Genomic DNA, 16752 nt, shown 5'->3' with positions numbered 1-16752 from the left:
CCCCCTGCTTTTGCAGGGGGCGCTCCTTATGTTGTGACTCGGCGCCGGGCTCTTAGCCAAGCAAGGTGGTGATGAGCCTGATGGAGGAGGCGATAATCGCGATGAGGCCGATGGCTCCGAAGAGGTTGTGCCACCACTTGTTGCGGAGATCCCCCATGACGGTGCGCCTGTTGGCCATGATGACGATCAGGACGCCCAGCAGTGGTGCGATGAGGACCGTGAGGGACTGGGCGATGACGATCAGGGCCACGGGTGAGGACTGGAATGACAGGGTGATGATCAGGCCGAAGGCAAGAATCATGCCAGTGACGATGCGGGCGGCAGGCGATCCGGCTTCGGCGCCCCGGCCCATGGCGTCGGAGAGCATGGTGCCGCCGGCAGTGGCGTTGGCGATCATGGATGAAAAGGCTGCTCCGGAGAGGCCGAGGGCAAAGAGCATCGCGCCGACGGGGCCCGCCAGCGGCGTGAAAATGGAGGCGAGGGCGTTGATGGTTCCGGCCTCGGCTCCGGTTTTGCCAAGGACTGCTGCGGCGACCATGATGACCAGGGCCGTCATGATGCCGGGGGCGACGATGCCGGGGATGGTGTCGACGAGGGTGATGTCGCGGTAGTCGGCCCGGGTGCGGCGGTGTTCCTTGATGCCGTAGGAGGTGTAGAAGGCGGCGTTGATGGAGAAGTTGGTGCCCACGAGCGCGACGATAAGGATCTCGCTCCCGGCGGGCAGTTGCGGGACCATGCCTTCCATGGACCGGTACCAGTCGGGCTGGGCCACGACCGTGCTGGCGATGAAGGCGATGCCCATGAGGACCACGATGACCAGGAGGGCTTTTTCGACGATTCCGTAGACATTCCTGAAGGCAAGGACGAAGCCGACGGCGACCGTGCAAACGACGGTCCACAGCACCGGGGATCCGCCGAAAATAAGGGAAAGTCCCAGCCCGGATCCGACGGCGTTGCCGACGGAGAACATCAGTGTGATGCCGAAGACGCCGAAGCCTGCCAGGACGCCCACCCACTTGCCGAGGTGGTCCTTGATGGACGTGATCAGGGACGTGGGTGTGGCGATGCCGAGCCTGACGCTCATATCGGTAAAGAAGATCATCAGGAGGGTGGAGACGGCGATGACCCACACAAGGCTGTAGTCGAAGCGGCTGCCGGCCTGGACGGCGGTGGTCAGGTTTCCGGGGCCGAACTGCCAGGCTCCGACGACGAAGGCCGGCCCCATCAAGGCAAGGTAGCCGAGGAAAGTACGGTGCTTCTTTGTGGTGCCTTGGGCCGGGTTTCCTTGCTGGGTTGCCATCTGGTCTTCCCTGTGTCCGGGACGGGTGATGGTCTTATTCTGCTCGCGCATCGGCGAGTCCTCCTTATACAGCGACATTGCTGGGGGCGGTCATCGACCGGATGGAGAGTAAAGGCTGGGGCACGGGCGGAGGGCCAAGGGGCCCACCACCCGTGAGGACCCGTGATGGGTGGAGTCAGACGGCAGCGGGGGCGGTGACCTTGCCGATGTTTGCGGCGGCGAAGGCTTCCGCAATTTCGGTTTCGGCGCCTTCCGGCAGGGGCAGGAGCGGGGTGCGGACTGTGGCGTGGTCCAGAATGCCGCGGTTCACGAGGCCCCACTTCAAGGCGACGGTGCCCTCCATATGGGACCCGCGGTGGTAAACGTTCTTGGTCACCGGCAGCAGCCGCTCATGAATTGCGTGGGCACGCTTGTAGTCCTGCGCCTTCCCGGCCTCGATCAGTTCGACGAGCAGTTCGGGGGCGATGTTGCCGTAGCCGACGAGCAGGCCGTCGACATCGAACATTGTCGGCAGCAGGTACTCGTCATGGCAGGACAGCACCTGCAGCTCGGGGTACGCGGCGCGCAGCGCGGGGATCTCGGTGTACCACCGGCGCATGTTCCGGACACCGTTCTTCGTGGCAAAGACGCCTTCCTGGCCGGCGATCTCCAGCTGAGTGTCGAGGTCGTAGGTCGCCTTGGTGTTGTCGGGGTACTGGAAGAGGATCAGCGGCAGGCCGGACTCTTCATAGATCTCCTGGTAGCGCGACTGCGGAGCGCCCTCCTGGTATCCGAAGCGCAGCCACCCGTGCGAGGGGTAGACGAGACCAGCTGACGCGCCGGCCTCGACGGCCTTCTTGGCCTCGAGGGCCGCGGTCTTGTTGCCTTCCTTCGTGATGCCCGCCACGACCGGTACACGGCCGTCGGTGGACGCCACGAACGCGCGGATAACGTCCAGCTGCTCCTCTTCGGTAAGGAACGTGCCTTCGCCGGCGTGCCCCAGGACGACGAGGCTCTTCACGCCCTCAATCGATCCGAGCCACGAACCCAGACGCTGGATCGCAGCGAAGTCGACAGCGCCATCTTCGGTGAACGGGGTGACAGGTGCGGGGCTGAGTCCGCGGAGATCGAGTGTCATTACAGCTACCTTCTTGTCTTCATTGATGGTCGGCAGTCCCGCTGGTGTTTCGCATCCCTTATTGAGAACGTTTGCGGGAACGTTTTCAATATTGCAACGTGTTCCATCTCACTGTCAAGGGAACGTTTGCAAAAAGGAGGAATAGAGTGTCTGGTACGCCCCTTTCGAAGAGGAGAACCAGCATGGAACCGGCGGCTCCCGGCACAATCGTCACCCTCAAGGACGTTGCTGCGGCCAGCGGCGTGAGCATCTCCACCGCCAGCCGCGCCCTGGATGAACGTACGACGTCGCGTTCCGCAACAGCCGCGCATGTCAGGAAAATAGCCGAGGAGCTTGGCTATCGCCGCAACTCCTTCGCATCCAACCTGCGCCGGGGTGAGACCCGGACCCTCGGCGTGCTCGTGCCGCGGCTCAGCGACACGGTAATGGCGCTGATGTTTGAGGAACTCGAGCGGGCGGCGTCGGACCGCGGATACTTTGCCATGGTTGCAACCAGCGGCGATGATCCCGACGACGAACGCCGGGCAGCGGAAACCCTCCTGGACCGCAATGTGGACGGGCTGATCCTGGCCACGGCCCGAATCGACGACGACTTGCCCAAGCATCTGCGTGAACGGGGCGTGGCGCACGCTCTGGTCCTTCGCACCGACGGGGTCAGCCCCTCGGCTCTTGGCGACGACGAGGTGGGCGGATACCTGGCGGTCCGGCACCTGATCGATCTTGGGCACCGTGACATCGGGGTAGTGACCGGACCGTCCTTTACCTCTACCGGGACAGCCCGCCTCGCCGGCGCCCGCAAAGCGCTGGAGGGTGCAGGCATTCAGGCCCGGGAAGACTGGCTGATTGCCGCCGGCTATGGCATCGAAAGCGGGTTCTCCGCCGCGGAATCATTATTGTCCGGCGCCTCCGAAAAACGTCCCAGCGCGGTGTTTGCCGCCAACGACAACCTGGCCATGGGGGTTATCGCCGCCGCCCACCGCCTCGGCATCACCGTGGGACAAGACCTGGCCCTGGTCGGCTACAACGACATACCCCTCGCCTCCCGCCTTTCAACCCCGCTCACTTCGGTGCGGGTGCCCCTGGACCAGATCGCAGCGAATGCGATCGACCTCATCGTGAACCCCGGCAAGGAACCCAGGATCCGGAAATCCCTGCCCACGCTTATGCCCCGCCAGTCGAGCGGTTCGCCCCGATACTCAGCACGGCAGGAGCCTTAAAAGGCTCCCGCGCAGAAACACTTTGGCCATGCGGCATTTCCTGAATAAGAATTTTCCTGGTCCGTGTCGATCCCATGCCCGCCCGTTCGACGCGATAGTAGAAGGACGCACGAGGCGTTCTCAGTACGAAGGAGAAGAACTATGAAGTTCATGCTGATTATGCGCGCTACGGATGAGGCAAAGAAGGCCTACGAAAAGGCGGACATCGAACAGATCATCAACGCTATGGGGGCCTACAATGAATCCCTCATCAAGGCCGGTGTCCTGCTCGCCGGTGACGGGCTCGCCGATGACATGAGCGAAGCTTTCGTTGTGGACTTTTCAGGTGAGAACCCCATTGTTACCGATGGCCCGTACGGGGAAACCCATGAACTGTTCAACGGATTCTGGATTATCCAGACTGCCAGCAAGGAGGAGGCGGTCCAGTGGGCCAGCCGCTGCCCCTTGGGCCCGGGAAACAAACTCGAAGTCCGCCGCGTGACCGATATGAGCGACTTCGAGGACTTCTCGGACAACGAGTTCCTGCAAAAGGAAGCCGGCTGGCGCGAAGAACTGAACCAGCCCTAGCCACATGGCAGACAAGGACCTGCCCACGCCGGCTATCCCGCGCACCCTGGACGCCGTGTGGCGGATCGAAAGCGCGCGGATCGTCGCAACGCTTGCCAAGGTGACTGGCGACGTCGGCCTGGCTGAAGACCTTGCCCAGGAAGCCCTGATCGATGCCCTGACACAATGGCCCGGGTCGGGCGTCCCGGATAACCCGGGCGCCTGGCTCACGGCCGTGGCCAAACGCAAGGCCATAGATGCGTGGCGCCGCCGGGAGCGGCTCGACGAACGCTACCGCGCGATTGCCCACGACCTCAGGGAGATGACCGAGGACCAGTGGCAGCCGATCCCCGATGACGTGCTTCGGCTCGTCTTCATCGCCTGCCATCCCGTGCTCTCCCGTGAGGGGCAGGTCGCCTTGACGCTGCGAACGGTCGGTGGCCTGACCACCGAGGAGATCGCACGGATGCTTCTTGTTCCCGTTGCCACCGTCCAGCAGCGCATCGTACGGGCAAAGAAAACCCTGTCGGCCGCCCAGGTGCCCTTTGACACCCCCGACCCCAACGAGTGGAACGCGCGCCTGGGCGCGGTACTGGCCGTGCTGTACCTCATCTTCACCGAAGGCTATGCCGCCACAACGGGTGACCGGTGGATCCGGACCGAGGTGGCCAATGAGGCCCTGCGCCTTGGCCGCGTGCTCGCCGGCCTGCTGCCGCGGGAGCCTGAAGTTCACGGACTCGTAGCGCTGATGGAGTTCCAGGCGTCCCGGTTTGCCGCGCGCGTCAACCGCGACGGCAGCCCAATTCTGCTCGCTGACCAGGACAGGTCACGCTGGGACCGGACGCAGATCGGCCGTGGCCTTACCTCCCTGGCCCGTGCCGATGCGCTCGGCCGCGGAAGGGGGAACTACTGCCTGCAGGCTGCCATCGCCCAATGCCACGCCACCGCCGGCAGTTTCGAAGTAACCGACTGGAACAGGATTGTGCTGCTCTACGAAGCCCTGGGACGCCTGGCACCCAGCCCCGTCGTCGAACTCAACCACGCCGTAGCGGTTTCCATGGCCACCGGACCGGCCGCCGCCCTGAGGATCGTGGACCGCCTCGTTGCCGGGGGCGCCCTCCGCCGCTCACACCTGCTGCCCAGCATCCGGGGAGAGCTGCTCACGAAGCTCGGGAGAACCGACGAGGCCAAATCAGAACTGCTTCAGGCAGCCGCACTCACGGCCAACGAACAACAAAAGGCTGTGCTGCTCGCCAAGGCGGCCGCCCTCTGACTCCTGGGGAGCTCAATCGGAGCCGAGGCTCGCCCGACGGCCGGCACAAGAATGGGGACACCGGATCGGTGTCCCCATTCCTTTACGGTCCTACGACGTCGGGTCCTCCGTTTGTCTCAGCGTCAGGACGAGTGCGGCATCTGTGGCCGGCTGGTGCGGTGGAGCGCCGTGACGGCAGCCCCCTGCCCCATCCGGCCAAGGCCGGAACCGCGTTCCTTGGGATGCCGCCGCTTCCCGTTGCCGTCGGGCCACCTTTGCTGCCCGCCTGCTCCCGTGGGAGACAGCGGGGCCGCCGCACCAGGCATGTCGGGGGCGTCCATTGCCTCCGCCAGGTGACTCGCCAGCTCCGGCGCGATGTGCTTGTTGTTTTCGTCAGCCATTTGTTCTTCCTTTCCCGCAACGCAATGAAATGAAGTGCTACCAATCGAGGCCAGTCAGGGCCTTTTTGTGACTGTCGGAGCGGCCGGCCAGGCCTGGCCGCAGGCGTCCGCCTACCTAAAAGAGAGTGTTCCCATGGCACAACCTTAGGGAAGCGCCGGGCACCTGTGAACCCCTCCTCAAAGAGGTGGGCAGAAAAGGACGACGGCGGCCCTGCCGGGTGCTGGAGGAGGGCTGCAGAGCCGTGGGCGGCATCACTTTTTCGCCCATGAAACGTCCAAAATGACGGCAAGGGGAGCCCACAGCGAAAAAAATTCGGTGACAAGGGCGCTGGACCCCGCAGATCCCCATAACGGCGCGGGAAAAGCCGGGAAAGAAAATTCAAGGAACCGGCACGAAAAGCCCCAAAAAGAGGTGATACTACGGCATAAAGCGAGCAGGCGCTACGGCATTCGCGTAAAATTGAAGGCCTGCCCGGAGCGGGGCAGCTACAAGTCGCAAGCAAATGACCTCCACGGGAGTCGCCCAAATGCCCACAGACCGAAGCATCACCGACTCTTCCGCAGGCGTATACAACGCCGCCGGAACCAACCAAGCTACACCCCCAGGCACCCCACCCGCGGCTGCCAGGGGACCACGCAAGCCAAAAATTCTGAAGCGCCGCCGGCTCAAGGAGTCGGACGTCAACGTTGTTAACCAGCCCATGCTGAAGAAAGCCCTGGGCGGAACCATCGTGGGCAACACCATGGAGTGGTACGACGTCGGCGTGTTCGGCTACCTCATCACCACCATGGGTCCGGTCTTCCTGCCGGAGTCCGACCCCACCACCCAGACCCTCTTCCTGCTGGGTACCTTTGCCGCCACGTTCATCGCCCGCCCCCTGGGCGGCGTCATCTTCGGCTGGATGGGCGACAAGATGGGCCGGCAGAAGATCCTCGCCGCCACGCTGATGATCATGGCGGCAAGCACCTTCGCCATTGGACTACTTCCCGGCTACGCCCAGATCGGGCTGTGGGCAGCAGGCCTGCTGGTGCTGCTGAAGATCGTGCAGGGCTTCTCCACCGGCGGCGAATATGCCGGTGCCACCACCTTCGTCAGCGAGTACGCCCCGGACAAGCGCCGCGGCTTCTTCGCAAGCTTCCTCGATATGGGCAGCTACCTTGGCTTCGCCCTCGGCGCGGCACTGGTGTCCGCCCTGCAGCTCACCCTTGGCCAGGCGGCCATGGAGGAGTGGGGCTGGCGCATCCCGTTCCTGGTGGCCGGTCCGCTGGGCCTGATTGCCGTCTACTTCCGCAGCAAGATTGAGGAATCCCCTCAGTTCCAGGCGACCCTGGACGCCCAGGAAGACCTCGCCAAGCACGCCGCTGCCTCGGATGAAGCCACGGCCAAGGGCCCGGTGGGAATCGTCAAGGCCTACTGGCGCTCCATCATCGTGGCGATGATCCTGGTTGCAGCCGCCAACACCGCGGGTTACGCCCTGACCTCCTACATGCCCACCTACCTCACCGAGTCCAAGGGCTACGACGAGGTGCACGGTACCTTGCTGACCATCCCCGTGCTGGTAGTCATGAGCCTCTGCATCCCGCTCACGGGCAAGCTGTCCGACCGGATCGGCCGCCGCCCCGTGCTGTGGATCGGTGCGCTGAGCACAGTGGTCCTGGCGACCCCGGCCTTCCTGCTGATCGGCATCGGCGAAATCTGGTCCACGCTGGCCGGGCTTTCCCTGATCGCCTTCCCGGTGACGTTCTATGTGGCCAACCTCGCCTCCGCGCTGCCGGCCCAGTTCCCCACCTCCAGCCGGTATGGCGCCATGGGCATCGCGTACAACTTCTCGGTGGCCATCTTCGGGGGAACGACGCCTTTCATCGTGGCGGCCCTGATCAGCGCCACGGGCAATGACATGATGCCCGCCTACTACCTGATGGGAACCTCCCTGGTGGGCGCCGTTGCGATCTACTTCCTGAAGGAATCGGCCCAGCGCCCGCTGCCGGGTTCCATGCCCAGCGTGGATACCCAGGCAGAGGCCCGCGAACTGGTGGCCACGCAGGACGAGAACCCGCTGATCGACCTGGACGAACTCCCGTTCGAAACCCAGGACATCACGGATTCGAGTGCAGCCGACAAGGTTCCCGCCCGGGTTTAGCACGCCGGCAACCGGCAGGAGATGGCACCCAGCCACTCCCCCGCGGGCAGGGCTTGCAGCAACGCTCCAGGGCCCGTCCTGCACAGCTTTGGGGAAGCTGAGCAGGGCGGGCCCTCGCCGTGCCACGCCCGCCCCCGATGTCGATTTATGTCCCCTGACGCCCAGGGAAATGGCTTGATCCGCGCAGCCGGTGATACGTTCCGAGGGCCCGAAGAAGGGATCCGGAAACAAGCAGGAAAGGTGCGGCATGAAGCTTCTGATGGAGCAGGTGCGCGCCCTTCACCGGCTGGAACCTGCCAACCGTGACCATCTCGCAGCCCTGCGCGTAGCCCTCAGCGTTGCAGTTCCCTCGCTTCTGCTCCTGGCCGCCGGCCGCACAGACCTCATCATGTACGCCGTCTTCGGTGCGCTGACGGGCATGTACGGGCGCTCCGAGCCGCACCAGCTCCGCCTCCGGCACCAGTCCCAGGCCGCGGTGGTCCTGCTCGGCGGCGTTGCGGCAGGCCTGTTCCTGTCCGTCAACCACCTCCACTCCTGGTGGCTCGTCGCTGTTGAAGCGGTGCTGGCCGGTGTGGGGTCGGTTTTCGCGGACCGGGTGCGGCTGAAACCCAACGGGCCCTTCTTTGGCATCCTCGCGCTGGGGGCATGCGCTTCGGTACCTGCGGCGGTTCCCTGGCAGGTGGCCATGCTGATCGCCGCAGGGTCCGCCGCCTTCTCCATTCTGGTGGGCTTCGGGGGCTGGATCCGCAGCAGGTCCTGGCAGCGCGGCGCGGTGCGCAGCGTTCCCGCCATGCACCCGGCCGGACGCACTGAAGTGTTGGTGCACGCTGCCCGCTACGTTCTGGCCGTGGGAGCTGCCGGCACCGCAGGCGTCCTGTCCGGCAGCGGCCACCCGCACTGGGCCATGGCCGCTGCTGCGGTACCCCTTGCCGGGGCCGACCTCCCCAGCAGCGTCCGCCGCGGGATCCACCGCATCGTGGGGACATTCCTCGGCCTGGCGGTCACCGCCGTCGTTATCCTTCCCGGCCCCTGGTCGCTGGCCGGGCTGTTCCCGGGCCGGCAGGCCGTGATGCTTGCCCTCCTGGTGATCCTCTTCCAGTTCACTACCGAGCTGTTCATGGCCCGCCACTACGGCCTGGCCATGGTGTCGTTTACCCCGGTCATCCTGCTGATTACCCAGCTCGCCGCACCCATCGACCCCGCGCTGCTGATCCTGGAGCGCGGCGTCGAGACGCTGGTTGGTGCACTGGTGGGCATCGCGGTGGTTGTGGCCGTCCGCCGGTCCGGGACCCGCAGCCCGCGGGCATTGCTTGGGCTCGGGCCGCTATTTGGGCTTCCGCGGAGGGCCCGCCACTAGTTTGGCCGGCGCCACCCGTGCAACGGCCGCCAGTACCTTATACCGCTTGGACGGGATGGATACCGCCTTGCCCCGCTCGTTGTCCGCCAGGCCGTCCCGCACCACCCGCTCTGCGTGCAGCCAGGCCCACGACGGCGCTACGGACTTGTCCATGCCCATCCGGTCGTGGAACTCCGTATGGGTAAAGCCAGGGCATACGGCGGTGACCTTGATGCCCCGCTGGCGGTAGGCAAGGTTCGCCCACCGGCTGAAGCTGACCAGCCACGCCTTCGCCGCGGAGTAGGTTCCGCGCGGGAGGAAAGCGGCAATGCTGGCCACGTTGATGATCCGGCCGCCGCCGCGTTCCAGCATGCCTTTCAGAGCAGCGTGGGTGAGCTCCATGGCCGTCTCGCCGTGCAGCTTCAGGTGCTTTTTCTCCTCCGAGATGGGGTTGTCCTCGAAGTTGTGCAGCAACCCGATCCCGGCGTTGTTGACCAGGATTCCCACCGGCCGCTGCGGATCGGAGAGGCGTGCGACGACGGCTGCCACGCCGGCGTCGTCGGTCAGGTCGGCGGGCAGCACCTCAGCCGTGATCCCGTAACGCCGTTCCAGGCCCGCCGCGGTTTCCTCGAGGCGGGCCCGGTTCCGCGCCACCAGCACCAGGTTGCAGCCCTGGGCGGCGAGCTGGCGCGCGAATTCGGAGCCCAGTCCTGCACTGGCACCGGTGATCAGGGCTGTTGTTCCGGAGGACTCTGCAGTCATGCTGCAAGCCTAACGATCACCTGATGGCTTGTGGCTGCACTGTCCGGTTGCAGTGTCCCGGCTGCAGTCTCCGGCCTTGCTGGTCCCGGTGCTATTTTCCGGCGAGCTTCGCCAGCGGGTTCGCCAGGCGCCCGGCCATCTGCAGGCCACCGGAGGGATCCGCGAGGTCCAGCATCTGCTGGTTGTTGCGCAGCTGGAGCCTGTTGAGGCAGGACAGTTCAAAGTCCGGCGCGAAGAGGTCGTGCCGGGCGAACTGGTCTGCGAGCCCGGGGTGCTGGGCCTGGTAGTCATGGATGGCGGCGGCGGCCGTCCGCCAGAACTCCTCTTGGCTGAGCTTGCCATCCTCTGCGAGGAGTGAAGCCAGGAAGCGGAAGATGCAGTCGAAGATGTCCGTGAAGATGGCCAGCACCTTCTCCCCGTCCGGGATGGCCGCCTTGATCCGCGACACCTCTTCGGGCAGGTCCAGCCTGTCGCCCATCACCACAATTTCCTCGGCGATGTCCTTCATGATGACCCGGACCGGCACTCCGTCCTCGAGGACAAGGATCACGTTCTCGCCGTGCGGCATAAACGCCAGTTCGTACTGGTACAGGCAATGCACCAGCGGAACCAGGTAGGCCTCGAAGTAGCGCCGCAGCCAGTCCTGCGCGGCCAGTCCGGAACGCTCGATGAGGGCGGAGACCATCGGCCTGCCCCCGGCATCCACGTGCAGGAGGGACGCCATGGTGGCCAGCTGCTGCCTGTCCTTCAGGAGCGGCAGCGGGCTCTCGCGCCACAGCGCCGACAGCATCTTCCGGTAGGGCGAACCGTTCGCGGACCCGGCCTCGTAGTTCCTGTTGTGGTAACCGATGGCTGCGGTTTCACCGATCATGGTGAAACCGCGCGCCTGGAGTGCAGCGTCCGACTCGATCAGGTTCCGCAGCCAGTCGTTGATGGCCGGCGTGGCCTTCATGTACTGCGGCGACAGGCCGCGCATGAACCCCATATTCAGTACGGACATGGCGGTCTTGACGTAGTGGCGCGCCGGCGCGGTGGTGTTGAAGAATGTCCGGATGGATTGCTGCGCCTGGTAGATGTCCGTGCCGGTGCCCAGGTGGACGATGCGTTGCCGGGCGATTTCCGCCGCGAACGTGACAGTGAGCTTGTTCTCCCACTGCCACGGATGCACGGGCATCAGGTAGTACTGGTCCGGGTCCAGCCCCTGGACCTGCAGTTCGGCGTCGAAATTGCCCAACAAGGGCCCAAGCTCGGCGTCCAGGTGGCCCCGGTAGTCCAGCCCGGCCGAGGATGTGAAAACGGCGTGGCTGCGGTGGACGGCGATCCATTCCAGCTGGACGGGGGCGCCGGTTTCGGGAGCGAACGCGCGGTAGTCGGTGATCCCGAAACCCAGGCGTCCGTTGTTGGCAACAAAGCACGGATGTCCCTCGGTCATGCTCCGCTCAATGGCCTGGAAGTCAGCGGCCCGGTCCGCGCCGCCGGTAACTCCGGCCGCGAGTTCGTCGGCCGACGGCTGGCCGGCCCACTGCTTGTAAGCATGGCTTGCCAGCGTGCTGCTGACCTCCTCGAGGTACACCGGGAGCATCTGGAGATTGATGCCCAAGGTGCGGTGGAAAGCCGTGATGAAGTCCAGCACGTCCAGCGGCATTTCGGTACCGTCGTGGAAGCAGCGGATGGAAGCGGCGTCGATGGACCAGTGGTTGAGTTCGAGGACCCTGGCGGTGAACCGGTACTCCTGCGTCCCGTCGTCGCTGCACACCCGGTAGCTGCCGGTCCCGGCAGCAGCGCCGGCAACTCCGTTGGCCCCGGCGTCGGGACACTGCTCCGGGGCGAGGATACGTTCGTGCGAGAACTCGGCGAGCGCCTTGCGCAGTACATGCCGGTTGGCCTTGTCCCAGCGTTCTCCGGTGAGGTGCGGTACGGCGGCAGTGCTGGTGCCGGCAGCGTTCGCGGGCAAGGGTGGGGCGGCGCTGACAGCGGGGGCGGCGGGGTCGAGATGGATGGTCACAGTGAGGCTCCCTGCGGGACGGGTTTGGAAAGAGTGTCGAGTGCCGTGCGGGCGGCCAGGTAGTCGTCGCGGCCGCAGAAGCTCAGCAGCGCGTCCTTGTCGGGAAGGGTCACGATGCCGGCGGGCTGGAAACCCAGCCGATCGTTCAGGGCGTGGATCTTCGTGTTCCGTGCATCCGGTTCCACCACGATGCGGTCCACCCCGGGCCTGGCAAAGAGCCGGTCCAGGACGGCGTCCATCACGGCGGCGGTGTAACCAGGCCGTGGCCCTGACGACGGCGGCGCCACCAGCAGGTGCATCCCCACGTCGCCGGGCAGGACAGGATAGACCGCCGCCAGCGGCGAGGACGCGGGAAGGTACTCCTCCATCAGGAAGGCGGGGACGCCGCCGTCGAGCCCCAGCAGCGCGTGGTGGTGGCCGCTGGCCTGGATTTTGACGTATTCCTCCACCACGTCGTCCACGCCGGCGGACAGCATCCCCCAGAACGAGGCGTACGGCTGGGTCACCCAGCTGTGGAGGAGTGGCGCGTCCGCCTTGGCGTCGAGGCAGCGGAAAGTGAACCTCATGCCGGCACCCCTGTCCCGGTTTCAACGTCTGACTGCGCGCCCAGGCCGGCGGGTGACCCGAACTGCTGGAAGGCGATACTGCGCTCCACCGGGTAGACCTCGCCCCCGGTGATTTCCCGGAGGATGCAGGAGTTGCGGTACGCGCCCATTCCCAGGTCCGGGGTGACGAATCCGTGCGTGTGCAGTTCCGCGTTCTGGACGAAAATCTCCCCGGGTTCGACGCCGGTGCTGTAGTTTCGGTCCACAGCGAACCTTCCTGCGCTGTCCCGGGCGATGCGGTCCTGGATGCCGGCCAGGAAGCCGGGTTCCTGGTAGCCGTAGCCGGTGGCGAGCACCACCGCTTCGCTATCCAGCGTGTAAGACGTCCCTTGCTCGCGGTGCTGGAGGTGCAGGGTGTGGGTACCGGCGTCCGGATCCCATTGGGCAGCGGTCAGTGACGAGTGGGTCAGCAGCTGCGTGTCCACCATTCCGGAGATGCTCCTGGTGTAGAGCAGGTCGTAGATGGCGTCGATGAGATCGGAGTTGATGCCCTTGTAGAGATTCTTCTGGGTTTTGTTGAGGTGGTCGCGCTGGTGCTGAGGGAGGCTGTGGAAGTAGTCAACGTACTCGGGAGAGGTCATCTCGAGGGTCAGTTTGGTGTATTCCAGCGGGAAGAATCGGCCGGAGCGGGTCACCCAGTTCAGCTGGTAGCCGTGCGTCTCCGATTCCTGGAGCAGCTCATAGTAGATCTCGGCTGCGCTCTGGCCGCTGCCCAGGATGGTGATGCTGCTTTGCTGCTGCAGTTCCGCCTTCCGCGCCAAGTAGTCCGCGTTGTGGAAGGCCACGCCGCCGCGTCCTGCTGCTGCATGGGCAACAATATCCGCCGCGGCCTCCGGCACGTATGGGGAGGTGCCGGTGCCCAGCACCAGCCGCCGGGCCAGCAGCACCTCCGGCCCTACGGGACCGGAAACGGACAGCCGGTACACGCCGTCGTCGTGCGTTACGTCCAGCACGGCTGTGCCAAAACGAACGGAGGGCAGCTGCCCGGCCACCCACTGGCAGTACTGGTTGTACTCCGCGCGCAGGGGGTAGAAGTTCTCCCGGATGTAGAAGCGGTACAACCTGCCCGTCTGCTTGAGGAAGTTCAGGAAAGAATAGGGGGAGGTGGGGTCTGCCAGGGTAACGAGGTCGGCCATAAAGGGGACCTGGAGGTGGGCGGGTTCGAGCATCATGCCCGGGTGCCAGTCAAAGGACGCCCGCTGTTCCAGGAAGATCCCGTCCACGCCCTCCACCGGCTCGCTAAGTGCGGCCAGCCCCAGGTTAAAGGGCCCGACGCCGACGGCAACAAAGTCGTAAATCCTGCGGTTGTCCGGGGTGCTCATGCGGATACCTCACTCTGCAGCAGCCCCGCGCCGGTTCGGCGCAGGAGGTGGACGATGCCGGCGATGTCCTCCAGCGTGGCCTCGGCATTGAGGAGGGTGAACTTCAGGTAGTACCGGCCGCCCACTTTGGTCCCGGCAACCACTGCTTCGCCTGAGGCGAAGACGGCGGCACGAATGGCGGGGTTGAGGGCGTCAGCCGCGTCCTCGGAGAGCCGTCCGCCGCCTTCCAGCCTTGGCCGGTAGCGGAAGACCAAGGTGCTGAGCTGCGGCGGAGCGGCGAGTTCGAAGTCGTCCTCGGTAGCGAGGAGGGTGCCCACGCGGGCGGCAAGGTCGATGGCTTCGTCGAACAGGGCGCCGATCGCGTCCGCACCCATGATCCGCAGGGTGAGCCACAGCTTCAATGCGTCGAACCGGCGGGTGGTCTGGATGCTCTTGTCCACCTGGTTGGGGATCTCGGCGAGCGCCGCGCTTTCCGGGTTCAGGTAGTCCGCGTAGTAGGTGATGTGGCGCAGCATGGCGCACTCCCGGACCAGGAGGGCGCTCGAGCTGACCGGCTGGAAGAAGGTTTTGTGGAAGTCGACGGTGACGGAGTCCGCCAGGCGGGTTCCGTCCAGCAGGTGGCGGTAGCGGCCGGACACCATCAGGCCGCCGCCGTATGCTGCATCGATGTGGAACCAGGCGCCGTAGGCCCGGGCAAGTGCGGCGAGGTCTGCGAGCGGGTCAACCGCGCCGAAGTCGGTGGTCCCGGCGGTGGCGACAACTGCCATGGGTGACAGGCCGGCGTCGCGCGCTTCGGCCATGGCCTCGGCAAGGGCAGCAGGATCCATGCGGTGGTCGGGGGTGCAGGGAACGGTGATGACGGCGTCGAAGCCCAGGCCCAGCATGGAGGCTGACTTCTGGATGCTGAAATGGCTGTCCTCGGACGTGAAGATCCGCAGCGTGTCCAGGAGGGCCGGAAGGCGGAGGTTGCGTCGGGACGGGTCCTGGCGGAGGCCGGCCACGGCGTGGTTGCGGGCGATCAGCAGGGCCTGGAGGTTGGACTGGCTGCCGCCGGAGGTGAAGATTCCGTCCGCGTTATCCCCGAGGTGCAGCCGTTCTGCTGCCCAGTTGATGAGGCGGCGTTCGATCATGGTGGCACCGGCGCTCTGGTCCCAGGTGTCCAGCGATGAGTTCACGGCGGACAGGATGGCTTCCCCCACCAGCGCCGGAATGACCACGGGGCAGTTGAGGTGTGCTGCGTACTTAGCGTCGTGGAAGTAGATGGCGTCGCGCAGGTACACGTCTTCGAGTTCCTGGAGTGCCGCCGCCGTGTCCTGAAGGGGCGTTTCAAGGTCCACCGCGTCAACCCGGACTTTCAGCTGGGAAGGCCCGACGCCGGTGAACGGCCGGGTGGTGCGCTCCAGTTTGGTGGCCACGGCGGTGACGCCCTGCAGCACGTGCGCCACGTAGCGGGGCGAGTTGCGGGCGTTGAGGAGATGGTTTGTGGCCCCAAGTGCGAGTTCCACGCGGGAGCCAAAGTCCTGGCCTGGGGCCTGCTGTTGATGGCGAGGGCCATCCACTCGTAACTCGTCAAGGCGGGGCGTAGGGGGCACTGGTCTTCCTTCTGTCGGGGGTTCCGGCTTGTTGCAAAGGTAAGACTTACTTAGGGCAGCCTTTTAAGCAAACTTTTGTGATGTATTTGTCCCGAGGCTCTGCAATTTGCCGTTTTTTCGCTGCCGAGTCCGTCATTGACTGGCGGCGCGGGCTACGCGTCCTGCAGAATGGCCCCTCCGGGACGGCTGCGCATGACAAAACGGCGCGAACTCCCGGGCCAGGGTTGGCGCGTACCGGCCGCCGGGCAACGCAGAAATCACAGGGGGAAACATGGAACAGCCAGGAAGAGCGATCGAATTCCGGGAAGTGGACCAGGACGGAAACCAGGTACCGGAGGCGGTCCGGTCCGGGGCGGGGGAAGGCTCTGCCAGCAGCCCTGCGCCCGCAGTCAACCCGTTCATTGTGGCTCTGTGGCTTCTCGCGATCCTGCTCATCGGGGGTGGAGCCTTGATCTTCCTCAATGCGAATACGATGGTGGGCCCGACGACCTCAGGGATGCCGGCGTCTTTCCTGATGTTCACCTTCGCCCCTTATGCGATCGTCGCCGGGCTTGCTGCTGCCATCTGCCTGCTGTTCTGGCATGCATTCCAGTGGCAGCGCCGGCACGGCTAGAGTCGGGGCGGCGCACGGATGACTGGAACCCGCAGCGCCGGCGCAGCCGGGACCCGCTGCGGCCCGACAGGGCTGCCGGGCTGCCGGCGTTCCCTGGATCACAAGCGGATTTGCCCAACTATTAGTAAGCATGCTTAGGTTATGGGGTAAATGAACCTCCGCAAGCAGTCGCGGCGGGGCTGCCAACGCCGGCAGTACCGTGAAGAAGCCCAAGGACGAACATCATGACCATCGTTACAGAAGATCAGCCAGTGGCTCCCGCGGAGCCCGAAACAGGAGCCGAGGCGCCCTTGAGCTCCACCCTTCCCGTTGACCTGGGACTGTTGGTCACCCTGAATTCAAGAATGCACTGCCGTGCCCCGATGCAGCGTGTGGATCCGGACGCACTGTCCCTGTACCTGCCCGTTCACGTTGACGGAGCAACGGTCATTCCCGTTGGCGTCGGCTCCCCGCCCGCCAGTGTGGAAACCTACCGCTGTGCCTGCGGTTTCACTATTGATGTCCCGGCTGCCAGCATGCACGCCCTGGCCAGCTGACCACTGG

General features: G+C 65.2%; 15 protein-coding genes. 7 read left to right on the top strand and 8 right to left on the bottom strand.

Going from position 1 to position 16752, the window contains the following annotated elements:
* Window positions 1–52 precede the first annotated feature (52 nt).
* Window positions 53–1351 carry an Nramp family divalent metal transporter gene (locus G6R19_RS01240; RefSeq protein ID WP_205484189.1) on the bottom strand — a complete coding sequence of 433 codons (1299 nt, stop codon included), beginning with the start codon at window positions 1349–1351 and terminating at the stop codon, window positions 53–55.
* A 124-nt stretch (window positions 1352–1475) separates the two neighbouring features.
* A complete protein-coding gene (locus G6R19_RS01235) occupies window positions 1476–2417 on the bottom strand; it encodes a dihydrodipicolinate synthase family protein (protein ID WP_163161552.1) in 942 nt (313 codons plus the stop codon).
* A 182-nt stretch (window positions 2418–2599) separates the two neighbouring features.
* On the opposite strand from G6R19_RS01235, the gene G6R19_RS01230 reads away from it, so the two are divergent.
* From G6R19_RS01230 to G6R19_RS01220, 3 genes are all read left to right on the top strand, one after another.
* Complete coding sequence (locus G6R19_RS01230; protein WP_163161550.1) at window positions 2600–3634, top strand: LacI family DNA-binding transcriptional regulator; 1035 nt, start codon at window positions 2600–2602, stop codon at window positions 3632–3634.
* Window positions 3635–3775: 141 nt separating this feature from the next.
* Window positions 3776–4201, top strand: coding sequence for a YciI family protein (locus G6R19_RS01225; protein WP_163161548.1), 426 nt, complete (start codon window positions 3776–3778; stop codon window positions 4199–4201).
* 4 nt (window positions 4202–4205) lie between these two features.
* A complete protein-coding gene (locus G6R19_RS01220; RefSeq protein WP_163161547.1) occupies window positions 4206–5453 on the top strand; it encodes an RNA polymerase sigma factor in 1248 nt (415 codons plus the stop codon).
* A gap of 122 nt (window positions 5454–5575) precedes the next feature.
* Here G6R19_RS01220 and G6R19_RS01215 read toward each other — a convergent pair whose 3' ends face one another.
* Window positions 5576–5833, bottom strand: coding sequence for a hypothetical protein (locus G6R19_RS01215; RefSeq protein ID WP_163161545.1), 258 nt, complete (start codon window positions 5831–5833; stop codon window positions 5576–5578).
* Between the two features lie 527 nt (window positions 5834–6360).
* Between G6R19_RS01215 and G6R19_RS01210 the strand changes: the two genes are divergently transcribed.
* Together G6R19_RS01210 and G6R19_RS01205 are read left to right on the top strand one after the other, a co-directional pair.
* Entirely contained in the window at window positions 6361–7974 is a 1614-nt protein-coding gene (locus G6R19_RS01210) for an MFS transporter (RefSeq protein WP_163161543.1), read from the top strand.
* Window positions 7975–8221: 247 nt separating this feature from the next.
* The gene (locus G6R19_RS01205) at window positions 8222–9331 is read left to right on the top strand and encodes an FUSC family protein (RefSeq protein WP_163161541.1); all 1110 of its coding nucleotides are present in this window, start codon (window positions 8222–8224) and stop codon (window positions 9329–9331) included.
* Here G6R19_RS01205 and G6R19_RS01200 read toward each other — a convergent pair.
* The 5 genes from G6R19_RS01200 to G6R19_RS01180 all read right to left on the bottom strand — a co-directional run bounded on the left by G6R19_RS01200 (window position 9299) and on the right by G6R19_RS01180 (window position 15509).
* Window positions 9299–10072 carry an SDR family oxidoreductase gene (locus tag G6R19_RS01200; RefSeq protein ID WP_163161539.1) on the bottom strand — a complete coding sequence of 258 codons (774 nt, stop codon included), beginning with the start codon at window positions 10070–10072 and terminating at the stop codon, window positions 9299–9301. The two genes, G6R19_RS01205 and G6R19_RS01200, sit on opposite strands and share 33 nt — an antisense overlap.
* Window positions 10073–10163: 91 nt before the next feature.
* Complete coding sequence (locus G6R19_RS01195) at window positions 10164–12026, bottom strand: IucA/IucC family siderophore biosynthesis protein (RefSeq protein WP_163162826.1); 1863 nt, start codon at window positions 12024–12026, stop codon at window positions 10164–10166.
* Between the two features lie 47 nt (window positions 12027–12073).
* The gene (locus tag G6R19_RS01190; protein ID WP_163161537.1) at window positions 12074–12643 is read right to left on the bottom strand and encodes a GNAT family N-acetyltransferase; all 570 of its coding nucleotides are present in this window, start codon (window positions 12641–12643) and stop codon (window positions 12074–12076) included.
* Complete coding sequence (locus G6R19_RS01185) at window positions 12640–14004, bottom strand: lysine N(6)-hydroxylase/L-ornithine N(5)-oxygenase family protein (protein ID WP_163161535.1); 1365 nt, start codon at window positions 14002–14004, stop codon at window positions 12640–12642. The genes G6R19_RS01190 and G6R19_RS01185 overlap by 4 nt, the downstream gene beginning before the upstream one ends.
* Window positions 14001–15509 (bottom strand): aspartate aminotransferase family protein, encoded by a 1509-nt coding sequence (locus G6R19_RS01180; protein ID WP_240341717.1) that lies wholly within the window; start codon window positions 15507–15509, stop codon window positions 14001–14003. Before G6R19_RS01180 ends, G6R19_RS01185 begins: the two co-directional genes overlap by 4 nt.
* Before the next feature lie 358 nt (window positions 15510–15867).
* On the opposite strand from G6R19_RS01180, the gene G6R19_RS01175 reads away from it, so the two are divergent.
* Both G6R19_RS01175 and G6R19_RS01170 read left to right on the top strand, forming a co-directional pair.
* A complete protein-coding gene (locus G6R19_RS01175) occupies window positions 15868–16209 on the top strand; it encodes a hypothetical protein (protein ID WP_163161533.1) in 342 nt (113 codons plus the stop codon).
* A gap of 224 nt (window positions 16210–16433) precedes the next feature.
* Complete coding sequence (locus G6R19_RS01170) at window positions 16434–16745, top strand: hypothetical protein (protein WP_240341716.1); 312 nt, start codon at window positions 16434–16436, stop codon at window positions 16743–16745.
* Window positions 16746–16752 lie beyond the last annotated feature (7 nt).

This window comes from Arthrobacter sp. Alg241-R88 (assembly GCF_900537115.1).
GTDB lineage: Bacteria > Actinomycetota > Actinomycetes > Actinomycetales > Micrococcaceae > Arthrobacter.
The sequence above is the reverse complement of the archived record's forward strand: the minus strand, read 5'-3'. Positions and strand labels throughout refer to the sequence as shown.